We start from the raw sequence: 13,790 nt of genomic DNA, 5'->3' as shown, positions 1-13,790 counted from the left end.
AAGAGTTTGCTAAAGATCTGGGTTCAGACATTGTTCTGCCATGCGATGTGGCTGAAGACGAGAGCATCACTGCGCTGTTCACCGAACTGGCAAAAACCTGGCCGAAATTTGACGGTTTCGTTCACTCAATCGGTTTCGCACCTGGCGATCAGCTGGATGGCGACTACGTGAACGCCGTTACCCGTGAAGGCTTCAAAATCGCTCACGACATCAGCGCATACAGCTTTGTGGCGATGGCGAAAGAGTGCCGTGCGATGCTGAACCCGAACTCCGCCCTGCTGACCCTGTCTTACCTGGGTGCAGAGCGCGCGATCCCGAACTACAACGTGATGGGTCTGGCGAAAGCGTCTCTGGAAGCAAACGTACGCTACATGGCGAACGCGATGGGTCCAGAAGGTACGCGTGTTAACGCCGTGTCTGCCGGTCCAATCCGTACGCTGGCAGCTTCAGGTATCAAAGATTTCCGTAAGATGCTGGCGCACTGCGAAGCGGTTACCCCAATTCGTCGTACTGTGACCATCGAAGACGTGGGCAACTCAGCCGCGTTCCTGTGCTCTGACCTCGCGGGTGGTATCACCGGTGAAGTGGTTCACGTTGATGGCGGCTTCAGCATTGCCGCAATGAACGAGCTGGAACTGAAATAAGTTTTATAGGGTCGCCATTTATGGTGACCCGCTTTTAAAAACCCACGCCTTATACTCGTAAGCTATTAATTATTCCTCATCATTCTTTTGCCGTGGACCGCCGTTCAGCGACGATAAGCTAGCCCTTTGTTGTCCGCCTGCTTTTCAGATTCGCACGCTGCACAGCAAGTCCGTTTTTAGCGAAAGGAATGACCATGGAACAACGCCGTTCTCCCGGCCATGACCACTGGTTTTATGAAAGCCAGACTCGCCCGAATAACACCGCCACCGCGCCGTTAGTCCCGGAAGCCGCCCATATCGAAGATCGCTTTTTGCTGGGTTTACAGCAAGAAGCCAGCGCGCTCCAGCCGCTGCTATCGCGTTTTCAGCCGGCTTTGTTGGCCGCACGCGATCTCAGCCAGATTCTGTTCCCGGATGCGCTGACCACCAGCTTGACGCACACCTTAACGCTTTACGATCGTCTCAGCACCGCGCTGACAGTGGCGCAAGTCGCGGGCGTTCAGCGCTTGTGTAATCACTACTCCGCGCGACTCAATCCACTGCCCGGCCCCGACTCTTCGCGTGAAAGTAACAATCGCCTGACGCAAATCACCCAATATGCGCGGCAATTAGCCATGCAGCCGGAATTGATTACGGCGCACAGCATCAGTGCGTTGGATGCGGTGGGATTGACTGAACCGGATATCGTCACGCTCAACCAATTGATTGGCTTTGTCAGTTATCAATCGCGCGTGGTGGCGTCATTGCAAGCGATGATGGGCGTGCCGGTGCGTTGGATCCCCGGCGTTACCCCGCCGCCCGATGCCAGCGCCGCACTGTTCGCCAGCAACGACTCATGGCAACCCGCGTTGAAGCCGGTGGAGTTGCGCTATGCCAGCGCCGAACAGCTGGCAGCCGTGACGTTTTGCCAGGGCATCGACGGTTTGGATGAGGCGATTTGGTTGTTGGTGCACGATGCACCGGCGCTGTATGGCTTCACCACCTTGAAGCAACGCTTGAACGAGCATTTCCACGAAGACGAAGTCTTGGCTCAGGCTGCTAGCGCACGCGCATTGGGTTGTCGCCGCCAATTTGCACAATTTGCAGGACCATGGCGCGAAGCGTTGTTACAGGACTTAAACGGCGCGAGCGAAACGTCCTCGATGATTGCATTGAGCTTGCAGTTAACGCGCCAACCCGATCGCTTCAGCGCCGCCCATTTGCAGCCGCTGCTGAATGCCGGTTGGGGCAGCGAACGTCTGTTTACGCTGCTGCAAGCGGTGGCGTTCGCCAACTGGCAAGATCGCCTGCTAATGGCATTAGGCGAAACGCGTTAGTCGGGCAGATGCCGACGCGCTTCATCAAAGAAATGCTGAGCCAGCGGCGATGCTTTGCCCGGCTCGGCAACCACTAACGCGGCTTGTCGCCCCATCGGCGCAATATCAATCGGTCGCTGCGCCAGATTCTGCAACAACTCCGGCAACAAATGTCCGCGCGGCGACACCATAACGCCTAATCCGACCTGCGCACTTTGCAGCAGTTGCATAATCGAGGCGCTTTCGACGATCACGCGCGGTACCACGCCGGTTTCACGCAGTTGACCATCCAGATAGCGGCGAAAATAGCGCGTGGGCTCAGCCAGGCACAGCGGTTGTGCGGCAAGCGTATTGAGAGAAAGCGTTTCCTGATCCAGCAAAGCCGGGAAATGTGCTGGATTAAAGATCGCCTCGACGCCGGGATCTTTAAGCAACGCAGTCTGGAAGTGGAGTTCGCGTAATGACGTCAACTCAAAGAAACCAATGCCGCCATCAACGGTATGACTGTTCAGCGCTTCCAACAGTTGATCGGCGCTCATCGCCGAAACGCGATAATCAAGTTGCGGATAACGCGCTTGCACCGCTTTCAATAACGCCGGCAGCGCCACGCTGCATTGCGGCATCACGCCAAGTCGCAAGGTGCCATTGACGCCGTGCTTGAGCGATTCGACTTCCAGCTTCAATCCCTGATACACCGAGACAATCTCACGCGCCCACGTCAATACACGCTCGCCTTCTGGCGTGAAACCGTCAAAGTTGTTGCTGCGATTAATCAGCGACAGCCCCAATTCACGCTCAAGATTTTTCAGGCGCATTGACAGCGTCGGCTGGCTGACAAAACTGGCCTCGGCGGCGCGGCCAAAGTGGCTTTCGCGTTCAAGATTGACCAGATAAATTAACTGTTTGATGTCCATGGAAATCAGAATTGGCTGGAAAAGCGCAGTGTAGCATGTCGCACAGCGGCACGGTGTTACGCCATGCCTAACGCGATCTTCACTTGATGAGAAATTTTCTCGACCTGCGGGCCGTAAATCACCTGCACATCGTGCTCACTGACCCGATTAATGCCGTTAGCGCCGGTGGTTAGCAAAGTTTGATCGACCACTTCATTCATCGCTTTAACGCGCACGCGCAAGCGTGTGAAGCAGCAATCGACATCCTCGATATTGGCTTCGCCGCCAAGGCCGCTGATGATCACTTTGGTGCGTTCATCCGCCGTCACTTGCTCAGGTTTATGTTCGTCATCCGATTCGCGGCCCGGCGTTTCTACCCGCATACGCGTAATCACCCAACGAAAGCCGTAGTAATAAATCGGCACATAAATCACGCCCAGCGCAATCGTCCACCACCAATGAGTTTTGCTGCCACCAAGAATACCGAACACCACCAAATCGATCGCGCCGCCTTGTACGTTACCGATCATCAGATGCAGCATCGACATCAACATAAATGACAAGCCGGTCAATAGCGCATGCAGGATGTACAACACCGGCGAAACGAAGATGAAGCAGAACTCCAACGGTTCGGTGATGCCGGTGGTGAACGAGGTCAACGCGCCCGCCAGCACCAGCGCTTTGACCCGCTGTTTATGTTCGGGCCGCGCGGTATGATAAATCGCCAGCGCCGCCGCCGGTAAACCAAACATCATCACCGGGATTTTACCTTGCGCCAGGAACTGCGTGGCACCGCGCACGGTGTCATCGGGGATAGCGCCAGGATGCGTCAGAGATGTATTAAAGATATTCAGCGCGCCGACAATGCTTTGCCCATCGACCGTTGCCATGCCGCCAATCGGCGTAAATCGCACCGTTTCGTTGAGGATGTGGTGCAAACCGGTGGGAATCAGCAGGCGTTCGCTGGTGCCGAGCAAAAACGCGCCGTATTGGCCACTTTGACCAATCATCAAACCGACCCACGCAATCCCTTCGCCGATGGTGGGCCAAATCAAGGCCAGCAACACGCCGACTAAAGGCAGCAGCACCACGGTGACAATCGGCACAAAACGCCGTCCGCCGAAGAAGCTGATCGCCGTGGGCAACTGTTGGGTATAAAAACGGTTATGCAGCAGCACGGTGATCAGCCCAGCAATCACACCGCCGAGCACGCTCATGTTGTAGGTAAAGATGCCCAGCATGTCGATGTATTCCGCCGAGGTCATCATCGCCGTAGTTTGGTCCATTCCCGCTTTCTGCAACGCTTCCGGCGTGGTGGTGGCAGCGGTTAAGCCTTTCGATGCCAACGTGGTGCTGATCCCGACATTCATCGCAATATAGCCAATCACCGCAGCAAACGCGGCGGTAGGTTTTTCGGCTTTCGCCAGGCCAATGGCGCTGGCAACGGCAAAGAACAGCGGCAAATTGGCAAACAGTGCACCGGCGACTTTACGGATAAACCCAATGATCAGTTGCGGCACTTGCATGCTGGCGAAGGCATCGCCGGTAATCGCGGGATTTTGCATCGCCGCGGCCAGCCCAAGAAAGATGCCTGCCGCAGCGATAACCGAAATCGGCATCATCAAAGCCTTGCCGAATGCGTGAATTTGGCTTGCCAGATTCTTCATGCTGCGTGCCCTTTTCATGATGGAAAGAGCAATTATTAGCCAGTTATCTCTTTGGCACGTAATCAGCGCGCCAGCGCAGCCGGGAAAGTTTGACTTAGGTCACGAATTTAAGCCTTTACGCGATAAACACCGCCTATCGCACCATTAAACCAATCAATTAGACAACTTTTAAGCTGAGTCGCACACTTCCCGCTAACAGAAGACATATTCTGATAACAATTCATAAACAAATAAGCCTGCGACCATGAAATTTAAACGTAAGATTCAACCCTATCGCGCTGCTGCGGGCGGCTGGGGTTCTTTGGAAGCCACCACCCGTTTCGTCCTTGATAGCAAAGCGGCACTGAAAAATATGCGCAACTTAATGCGCATGAACAAAGCGCGCGGCTTTGACTGCCCCGGTTGCGCCTGGGGCGATGACAATAAAAGCACCTTCAGCTTCTGTGAAAACGGCGCCAAAGCGGTGACGTGGGAAGCCACGCGTCGTGTGGTTGAGCCCGCATTTTTTGCCCAGCACAGCGTGAGCACCCTTTACCAGCAAAGTGATTACTTCCTTGAATATCAAGGCCGCTTGACCCATCCGATGCGCTATAACAGCGCTACCGATCACTACGAACCGATTAGCTGGGATGACGCCTTTGCGCTGATCGCCCGCCATTTGCAGGCGATGGATCATCCTAATCAAATGGAGTTGTATACCTCCGGACGCGCCAGCAACGAAGCTTCGTGGTTGTATCAACTGTTTGGTCGCGTGATGGGCACCAACAACTTCCCGGATTGCTCCAACATGTGCCACGAAGCCAGCGGCACCGGCCTGAAGCGCAGCATTGGCGTGGGTAAAGGCACTATCCGTTTGGACGATTTTGACCACGCGGATGCGATTTTCGTCTTCGGTCAGAATCCGGGTACCAACCATCCACGCATGCTGCACAGCCTGCGTCACGCCGCCGATCACGGTGCGAAGATCGTCACCTTCAATACCTTGCGTGAACGTGGGCTTGAGCGTTTTGCCGATCCGCAAAAACCGCTGGAAGTGGTGACTTCAATGGCAGGCACCATTAGCTCGGCCTATTACCAGCCGAATCTCGGCGGCGACATGGCGGCGATTCGCGGCATGGTGAAAACCCTGTTGGAAGTGCAGCGTGAACGTCTGGCGGCCGGTGAAAAAGGCATCTTCGATCAGGCATTTATTGATGCCAATACGCACGGATTGGAAGCGTATCTCGCCGCGGTCGATAACACGCGCTGGGACGATATCGTGCGTCAATCGGGGCTGAGTGAAGCGCAAATCCGTGAAGCGGCGGCGATTTACCAAAGCGCTGAGCGCGTGATCATCACCTGGGCAATGGGCATTACTCAACACAAGCATTCGGTTGATACCGTGCGCGAAATTACCAATCTGCAATTGCTGTTTGGTCAGCTCGGCAAGAAAGGTGCCGGTTTGTGTCCTGTGCGCGGCCACAGTAACGTGCAGGGCAACCGCACCATGGGCATTGATGAGAAGCCGAATAAGCCATTCCTCGATGCACTCGGCGCACATTTCGATTTTGAACCACCACGCGCACACGGTCATAACACCGTTGAAGCGCTGAATGCGATGCTGCGTGATGAAGTCAAAGTGCTGATCGCGCTCGGCGGCAATCTGGCTGCTGCAGCGCCGGATTCACCGGTGACTGAAGAAGCGTTGCAGCATTGCGGTTTGACCGTGCACATCAGCACCAAGCTCAATCGCAGCCACTTGGTGCCGGGCCACGAAGGTTTGATTTTGCCAACCTTGGGCCGCACCGAACGCGATCGCCAGGCAAGCGGTAATCAGTTCATCACCGTTGAAGACTCGTTCAGCATGGTGCACGCTTCAGAAGGCGTGGGTATCCCGTTGGCCGAAACGCAGAGATCAGAAACCGCGATTGTTGCCGGTATCGCGCATGCCACCTTAGGCAGCCACAAAATCGACTGGTTAGCAATGGCGGGCAATTACGATCTGATTCGCGATCACATCGCCGCCACCATTCCCGGCTTTGCTGATTTCAATAACAAATGCGATCTGCCGGGCGGCTTCTACCTTGGCAGCGCGGCCGCGGAATTGCGCTTCAATACGCCAAGCAAGTTAGCCGAGTTCAGTGCAGCAGCCTTGCCGACTTCGCTGTTCCCACAGTTAGGCGATGTCGCGGTGCCGTTTACCCTGCAAACATTGCGTTCTCATGATCAATACAACACCACGATTTACGGCCTCGATGACCGTTATCGCGGCGTGTACGGTCAGCGCGAAGTGGTGTTTATTCATCCGGACGATATGGAATCACTCGGCTTCAGCGAAGGGCAATTGGTGGATATCGAAACGTTGTGGAATGACGGCTTAACCCGTCGCGTCAGCGGTTTCAAGTTGGTGCCGTACAACATTCCGCGTGGCAACCTCGCCGCCTATTATCCGGAAACCAACCCGCTGGTACCGCTTTCCAGCTTTGGTGACGGCAGCGGCACGCCAACCTCGAAATCAGTGCCGGTGAAGCTGGCATTGACTGCCGCCGTTCCGTCTCAACGCATCGCCTAATCGACGCGTTATCAGAAGGTAAAAAGCCGCGTAAAGCGGCTTTTTCGCCTGTTTTGGCCTTGCCGCGCGCACCCGATTCGCGTAAAACTGTCAGCCGCTCTTAGGCCACGAAACTATATAAATTATGTTCCAGGATAATCCGCTGCTCGCGCAGCTTAAAGAGAAGCTTCACGCCCAGACCCCGCGCGTTGAAGGTGTTGTTAAAGGTACGGAAAAAGGCTTTGGCTTCCTTGAAGTTGATGCTCAAAAAAGCTACTTCATTCCGCCACCACAAATGAAGAAAGTGATGCACGGCGACCGCATTTCTGCCGTGATCCACACCGATAAAGACCGCGAGAGTGCCGAGCCGGAAACCCTTATTGAGCCGTTCCTCAGCCGCTTTGTTGGCCGCGTGCAGAAGAAAGACGATCGTCTGTCAATTGTGCCCGATCATCCGTTGCTGAAAGACGCGATTCAATGCCGTGCAGAACGCAGCGTAACCCACGATTTCCAAACCGGCGATTGGGCGGTAGCAGAAATGCGTCGCCATCCGTTGAAAGGCGATCGCGGTTTTTATGCTGAACTGACCGAATTTATTGTCACGGCGGACGATCACCTCGCGCCGTGGTGGGTCACGTTGTCACGCCATAACCTTGAGCGCCAGGCGCCGGATGTCGGCTTTGGCGAGATGCTCGATGAAAACCTAACGCGTGAAGATCTGACCGCGTTGAATTTCGTCACCATCGACAGCGCCAGCACCCAGGATATGGATGATGCGTTGTATGTGGAAGAAAGTACCGACGGCAATCTGTCGCTGATTATCGCCATCGCCGATCCTACCGCTTACGTGGCGGAAGGCAGCGAACTCGACACCCTGGCGTCCAAACGTGCTTTCACCAACTATTTGCCAGGCTTCAACATTCCAATGTTGCCGCGCGAGCTTTCCGACAATGTGTGCTCACTGCGTCCGAACGAACGCCGCCCTGCGCTGGCTTGCCGCGTGACCGTGTTGAAAGATGGCAGCCTCGAAAATGCGCAGTTCTTTGCCGCGTGGATCGAGTCGAAAGCCAAGCTGGTGTATGACGAAGTGTCAGATTGGCTGGAAAACACCGGCAGCTGGCAGCCTGAAAACGACGAAATTGCGCAGCAAATTCGTCTGCTAAATCAGTTGTGCCTGGCGCGCAGCGAATGGCGTCAAACCCATGCGCTGGTATTCAAAGATCGCCCTGATTACCGCTTTGTGTTGGGCGAGAAAGGCGAAGTGCTGGATATCATTTCCGAGCCGCGCCGCATCGCCAACCGTATCGTGGAAGAAGCGATGATTCTGGCTAACGTCTGCGCGGCCAACGTGCTGCAAGAGAAGCTGGGCTTTGGTATCTATAACCTGCATACCGGTTTTGATCTGGCGAATGCTGAGCAAGCGGCTGGCGTGCTGGCCGGTCACGGCATCACCGTTGATCCGCAGGCGATTACTACGTTGGAAGGTTTCCGTCAGTTGCGTCGTGAACTTGATGCGCAACCAACGCAATATCTCGACAGCCGCATTCGTCGCTTCCAGTCATTTGCTGAAGTGGGCACTGAACCGGGCCCGCACTTTGGTCTTGGCCTTGAAGCCTACGCCACCTGGACTTCGCCAATTCGTAAGTTCGGCGACATGATCAACCATCGCCTGCTGAAAGCAATTGTGCGTGGCGACAGCATTGCGCGTCCGCAGGACGAGTTGACGACCATCATGAGTGAACGTCGTCGCCTCAACCGCATGGCAGAACGTGATGTCGGTGATTGGCTGTACGCGCGCTTCCTCGCGCCATTTGCGGGTACCGATCGCAAGTTCAGCGCGGAGATAATCGATGTTTCGCGTGGCGGTATGCGCGTGCGCTTGCAGGAAAATGGCGCCGTTGCCTTTATCCCTGCCCCGTTCATTCACGCTGTACGTGATGAGCTGGTGTGCTCGCAAGATAGCGGCACCGTGCAGATTAAAGGTGAAGTGGCTTACCGCGTGACCGACATCATTGATGTGACCATCGCCGAAGTGCGCATGGAAACGCGTAGTGTGGTGGCACGTCCCGCCGCCTGAGCATGAAATCCTGCGGGATAACAGCCGTTATCCCGCATTTCTCCCCCGCCGTTTTAGCAAATGTTAAATTTGCCTTCTGCTTCACACTTCTTACTCGATCATCTTTCGTTAACAATTCATTACATTACTTTTAACTTGTTGTATCCGATCGCTTGTTTTCCCGGTCCCTACAAGGAGTTAACTCATGAACAACGTCAGAACCGGCGCCATCTGGTTAGCAGTGGCGTTAATTGGCGCGGGCGCATTTGCCATGTTGGCGCTAAGTCGTGGCGAACACGTCAACGCCGTTTGGCTGGTGATTGCCTCGGTGGCTTGCTACAGCATCGCTTATCGTTTCTATAGCCTATTTATTTCTAAACGTATTTTCGAATTAGACGATCGCCGCCGCACGCCAGCCGAGCGCCTGAGTGACGGGCTGGATTATGTGCCCACCAACAAATGGGTGCTGTTCGGTCACCACTTTGCCGCGATTGCCGGTGCGGGTCCGCTGGTTGGCCCGATCCTTGCGGCGCAGATGGGCTTTTTGCCCGGCACCATTTGGATTCTGGTCGGCGTGATGTTTGCTGGCGCGGTGCAGGATTTCCTGATTCTGTTTATTTCTACCCGCCGCGACGGTCGTTCGCTGGGGGAAATGGCGCGTCAGGAGCTGGGATCGTTCGCCGGCGTGGTTACCATGCTGGGCGCGCTTGGCGTGATGATTATCATCCTCTCAGCGCTGGCGTTGGTGGTGGTTAAAGCGCTAGCCAACAGTCCGTGGGGCTTGTTCACTATCGCTGCCACCATTCCCATTGCGCTGTTTATGGGCGTGTATATGCGCTTCCTGCGTCCGGGAAAAATCGCTGAAGTGTCGATTATTGGCTTTGTGCTGATGATGGCAGCGATCATTTACGGCGGCGATGTCGCAGCCGATCCCTATTGGGGACCGCTTTTCACCCTGAAAGGCACCGAGCTGACGTGGGTGTTAGTGATTTATGGCTTTGTCGCCTCTTCACTGCCGGTGTGGCTGCTGCTGGCGCCGCGTGATTATCTTTCCACCTTCCTGAAAATCGGCGTCATCATTGGGTTGGCGGTCGGCATTCTTTTTGCCATGCCTGAACTGAAGATGCCTGCGGTAACCAAATTCATCGACGGAACCGGCCCGGTCTTCTCTGGCGCACTGTTCCCGTTCCTGTTTATCACCATTGCCTGCGGGGCGATTTCAGGCTTCCACGCGCTGGTTTCCAGCGGCACCACGCCGAAACTGGTGGAGCGTGAAAGCCATATTCGCTTTATCGGCTATGGCGCAATGCTGATGGAATCTTTCGTCGCCATCATGGCGTTGATTTGCGCCTCGGTACTCGATCCGGGCGTTTACTTCGCGATGAATTCACCGGCTGCACTGATCGGTACCACGGTGGAGAGCGCTTCACAGGTGATCAACGGTTGGGGCTTTGTGGTGACACCAGAGATGCTGAGTGGCATTGCGCGTGATGTCGGCGAGAGCACCATTCTATCGCGGGCCGGTGGCGCACCAACCTTCGCCGTCGGTATGGCGCACATCATTACTGAAGTGTTTAACAGCCGGGTGATGATGGCGTTCTGGTATCACTTCGCCATTCTGTTCGAAGCGCTGTTTATTCTCACCGCCGTGGATGCCGGTACCCGCGCCTGTCGTTTTATGGTGCAGGATCTGGTCGGCACCGTGGTGCCTTCGATGGCGAATAACCGCTCCTGGCTGGGCAATATGGCGGGCACCACGGTTGCCGTCGCCGGTTGGGGATTCTTCGTCTATCAAGGCGTGGTTGATCCGCTGGGCGGTATTAATACGCTGTGGCCGCTGTTTGGTATCGGCAACCAGATGTTGGCGTCAATGGCGTTGATTCTGGGTACCGTGGTGCTGTTCAAGATGAAAAAACAGCGTTACGCATGGGTGACGATTTTACCAACTGCCTGGTTGTTCATTACCTCGATGACCGCCGGTTGGCAGAAAATTTTCCATGAGAAGCCGTCGATTGGTTTCCTTGCGCAAGCCAACAAGTTCCGCAAAGGCATTGATGACGGCATGATCATTGCTCCGGCGAAAACCGTGGCGGATATGCAAACCATCGTGTTTAGCAATCAAATTAACGCGGCCCTGTGCGCCTTCTTTATGCTGGTGGCCGTAACCATGCTGGTTGCCGCCTTCTTTGTGATTCGTCGTGCGCTCAATAGCCATGTCCCCACCACTCACGAATCCGAGATCTCACTACGCAAAGAGGTGCGAAATGTCTAAGTCCATTTTCCACTGGAGAAAACCGGCAGGCGCGTGGCAGATTCAGCACTGCTTACCGATTGCACCCGCAACGGATGGGCAAAGTCTTAATCGTTGGCAACGATTGTGGCGCGGTTTACAGCAAAGTTTTCGCTTAATGGTTGGCGTGCACGACTATCAAACTTATCTGAAGCATATGCGTGAGCACCACCCAGACATCGTGCCAATGGATGAGCGCGCTTTTCATCGACATTGTCTCGACGCGCGTTTTCCCAGCCAGCCAGGCAAACTTGGAAAGTGCCCCTGCTAAAATTCTCCCGCCCCGTTTATCGGGGCTTTTTCGTGCCATTCTTTAATAAAAACAAAAATATATTTGGTTTGCATCTTGTGCTGGCTCAAGAGGTTGAATACTGTTGCTAAAATAATGAGATACCGCCCGCTGAGCATTCCCCCGGAGGAAGTTTCCATGACCGATGAACAAGGGCAAACACTGTTGTACACGTTGTTTGGCACAACTAGCCCTCATTGGCGTTTAACTTCAGATAGTGATGCTCTGCATTTTGCCGAAGACGAAAACGCGAACACCAATATGGCGATCCCGTTGACGCCCGCGCAGGCCAGTTTATTGCGCGCCATGACGGTTATCACTTCGAGCATCAACCTCACGCTGTCACTGCATGGCGAGCCTGTACCGATGCATTTTGTCGGTCGTAAAGTCAATCAATCTACCTGGGCAGGCACGTCATCGGCCTGGGGCGATACTTCGGCTGTCGCGCGCGATTTAACGCTGGGTTTATCTTTCGCTGAACAAGTGGTTTCTGAAGCCAATTCGGTGATCGTCATCCTTGATCAACGCGGTAATATCCAACGATTCAATCGCTTAAGCGAAGAGTACACCGGCTTGAAAGAGCAGGAAGTGATTGGCCGGAATGTGTTTCAGCTTTTTATGACCAAACAGGAAGCGCAAGCCTCACGCCGCAACATCTCAGGATTTTTCCGCGAAGGCAGTTCTTATGAAGTTGAGCGCTGGGTTAAAACCCGCAAAGGTCAGCGACTGTTTCTGTTTCGTAATAAGTTTGTGCACAGCGGTAGCGGGAAAAATGAAATTTTCCTCATCTGTTCTGGAACGGACATCACAGAAGAGCGTCGGGCTCAGGAACGTCTCCGCGTCTTAGCCAATACTGATACCGTGACCGGTTTACCCAATCGCAATGCCATTCATCAGCAGATTAGTCTGGCACTGGAGTTGGCGAATGGCAGTCAAACCGGCGTGGTTTATCTCGATTTAGATAATTTTAAGAAGGTCAACGACGCTTACGGCCACATGTTCGGCGATCAGCTGCTGCAAGCGGTGTCGCTGGCGATCCTGAGCTGTCTTGGCAAAGACCAAACGCTGGCGCGACTCGGCGGCGATGAATTTGTGGTGCTGGCGGAACACACCAGCCAGGCGGCGTTAGAAGCGATGGCGTCACGCATTCTGGAACGTCTGCGTCAGCCGTTCCGCATTGGTTTGATTGAGGTCTACAGCGGCTGCTCGATTGGTATCGCCCTCGCCCCGCTGCACGGCGAAGATCGTGAAAGCCTGATCCGTAATGCCGATACCGCGATGTATCACGCCAAAGAGAATGGTCGCGGCAAATTCTGCGTGTTCGCTAACGAGATGAATCAGCGCGTGTTTGAGTATTTATGGCTCGATACCAACCTGCGTAAAGCGCTCGAACTCGAACATCTGGTGGTGCATTATCAACCCAAACTCAATGCCGAAGGCGAAGTGCTGAGTGCTGAAGCGTTGGTGCGCTGGAACTCACCGGAGCGTGGCCTGGTGCCGCCGGGTGATTTTATTTCTTATGCTGAAGAGTCGGGTTTGATCGTGCCGCTGGGTCGTTGGGTGATGCTCAATGTGCTGCAACAAATCATTAAATGGCGGCGCGAAGGCATTTACCTGCGCGTGGCGGTGAATGTTTCAGCTAAGCAACTGATCGACCAAAGTATTTATACCGATTTAAAACATGCGTTAAGTGAAGCGGGCCTCACTGATTGTCCGATTGATATCGAACTGACGGAAAGTTGCCTGATCGAGAATGAAGCTGGTGCGCTAAGACTGATGAAGCAGTTTCAGGAGTTGGGCGCGCAAGTGCATCTCGATGATTTTGGTACCGGCTACTCTTCGCTTTCCCAGTTGGCGCGCGTCCCTATCGATGCCATTAAACTGGATCAGAGTTTTGTGCGTAATATCAATAAGCAACCTGTTGCGCAGTCGCTGGTCCGTGCGATTGTCGCGGTTGCCAAAGCCCTTAAGTTGCAGGTGATCGCCGAGGGCATTGAAACCAAAGCTGAAGAGAAATTTGTTATGGCCAACGGTGTCGATGGGCGTCAAGGCTATCTTTATGCAAAACCAATGCCCGCAGAAGAGCTCGGGCATTGGCTGGCTAAGCATCCTGCCCGCGTCTAACG

At 54.5% G+C, this 13,790-nt stretch carries 9 protein-coding genes; 7 read left to right on the top strand and 2 right to left on the bottom strand.

The window, feature by feature from the left end:
* Positions 1 to 644, top strand: a 644-nt coding sequence (locus ABDW13_RS16130; RefSeq protein ID WP_343553568.1) for an SDR family oxidoreductase, incomplete at its 5' end; no start/stop codon positions are given.
* A 194-nt stretch (positions 645 to 838) separates the two neighbouring features.
* On the top strand, positions 839 to 1,960 hold the full coding sequence (locus ABDW13_RS16125; RefSeq protein WP_343553567.1) for an oxidoreductase: 1,122 nt from the start codon (positions 839 to 841) through the stop codon (positions 1,958 to 1,960).
* Here ABDW13_RS16125 and ABDW13_RS16120 read toward each other — a convergent pair.
* Both ABDW13_RS16120 and ABDW13_RS16115 read right to left on the bottom strand, forming a co-directional pair.
* Positions 1,957 to 2,853 carry a LysR family transcriptional regulator gene (locus ABDW13_RS16120; protein ID WP_343553566.1) on the bottom strand — a complete coding sequence of 299 codons (897 nt, stop codon included), beginning with the start codon at positions 2,851 to 2,853 and terminating at the stop codon, positions 1,957 to 1,959. The genes ABDW13_RS16125 and ABDW13_RS16120 overlap by 4 nt on opposite strands.
* Before the next feature lie 56 nt (positions 2,854 to 2,909).
* Positions 2,910 to 4,499 carry a PTS transporter subunit EIIC gene (locus ABDW13_RS16115; protein ID WP_343553565.1) on the bottom strand — a complete coding sequence of 530 codons (1,590 nt, stop codon included), beginning with the start codon at positions 4,497 to 4,499 and terminating at the stop codon, positions 2,910 to 2,912.
* Positions 4,500 to 4,743: 244 nt separating this feature from the next.
* On the opposite strand from ABDW13_RS16115, the gene ABDW13_RS16110 reads away from it, so the two are divergent.
* The 5 genes from ABDW13_RS16110 to pdeR all read left to right on the top strand — a co-directional run bounded on the left by ABDW13_RS16110 (position 4,744) and on the right by pdeR (position 13,788).
* Positions 4,744 to 7,050 carry an FdhF/YdeP family oxidoreductase gene (locus ABDW13_RS16110; RefSeq protein WP_343553564.1) on the top strand — a complete coding sequence of 769 codons (2,307 nt, stop codon included), beginning with the start codon at positions 4,744 to 4,746 and terminating at the stop codon, positions 7,048 to 7,050.
* A gap of 124 nt (positions 7,051 to 7,174) precedes the next feature.
* A complete protein-coding gene (locus ABDW13_RS16105) occupies positions 7,175 to 9,106 on the top strand; it encodes an exoribonuclease II (RefSeq protein ID WP_343553563.1) in 1,932 nt (643 codons plus the stop codon).
* Positions 9,107 to 9,290: 184 nt separating this feature from the next.
* Positions 9,291 to 11,357 carry a carbon starvation CstA family protein gene (locus ABDW13_RS16100; protein WP_343553562.1) on the top strand — a complete coding sequence of 689 codons (2,067 nt, stop codon included), beginning with the start codon at positions 9,291 to 9,293 and terminating at the stop codon, positions 11,355 to 11,357.
* Positions 11,350 to 11,646: a CstA-like transporter-associated (seleno)protein gene (locus ABDW13_RS16095; protein ID WP_343553561.1), complete on the top strand. Its 297-nt coding sequence runs from the start codon at positions 11,350 to 11,352 to the stop codon at positions 11,644 to 11,646. The genes ABDW13_RS16100 and ABDW13_RS16095 overlap by 8 nt, the downstream gene beginning before the upstream one ends.
* Before the next feature lie 156 nt (positions 11,647 to 11,802).
* Positions 11,803 to 13,788: a cyclic di-GMP phosphodiesterase gene (gene pdeR, locus ABDW13_RS16090; RefSeq protein ID WP_343553560.1), complete on the top strand. Its 1,986-nt coding sequence runs from the start codon at positions 11,803 to 11,805 to the stop codon at positions 13,786 to 13,788.
* The last annotated feature ends 2 nt before the right edge of the window (positions 13,789 to 13,790 follow it).

This window comes from Pantoea sp. (genome assembly GCF_039594315.1).
In the GTDB taxonomy this organism is placed as follows: Bacteria; Pseudomonadota; Gammaproteobacteria; order Enterobacterales; family Enterobacteriaceae; genus Pantoea.
The sequence above is the reverse complement of the archived record's forward strand: the minus strand, read 5'-3'. Positions and strand labels throughout refer to the sequence as shown.

Excerpts from the sequence above, each read along its gene's own strand:
- ABDW13_RS16125 (WP_343553567.1), top strand. The coding sequence starts at position 839 with ATGGAACAACGCCGTTCTCCCGGCCATGACCACTGGTTTTATGAAAGC.
- ABDW13_RS16120 (WP_343553566.1), bottom strand. The coding sequence starts at position 2,853 with ATGGACATCAAACAGTTAATTTATCTGGTCAATCTTGAACGCGAAAGC.
- ABDW13_RS16115 (WP_343553565.1), bottom strand. The coding sequence starts at position 4,499 with ATGAAGAATCTGGCAAGCCAAATTCACGCATTCGGCAAGGCTTTGATG.
- ABDW13_RS16110 (WP_343553564.1), top strand. The coding sequence starts at position 4,744 with ATGAAATTTAAACGTAAGATTCAACCCTATCGCGCTGCTGCGGGCGGC.
- ABDW13_RS16105 (WP_343553563.1), top strand. The coding sequence starts at position 7,175 with ATGTTCCAGGATAATCCGCTGCTCGCGCAGCTTAAAGAGAAGCTTCAC.
- ABDW13_RS16100 (WP_343553562.1), top strand. The coding sequence starts at position 9,291 with ATGAACAACGTCAGAACCGGCGCCATCTGGTTAGCAGTGGCGTTAATT.
- ABDW13_RS16095 (WP_343553561.1), top strand. The coding sequence starts at position 11,350 with ATGTCTAAGTCCATTTTCCACTGGAGAAAACCGGCAGGCGCGTGGCAG.
- pdeR (WP_343553560.1), top strand. The coding sequence starts at position 11,803 with ATGACCGATGAACAAGGGCAAACACTGTTGTACACGTTGTTTGGCACA.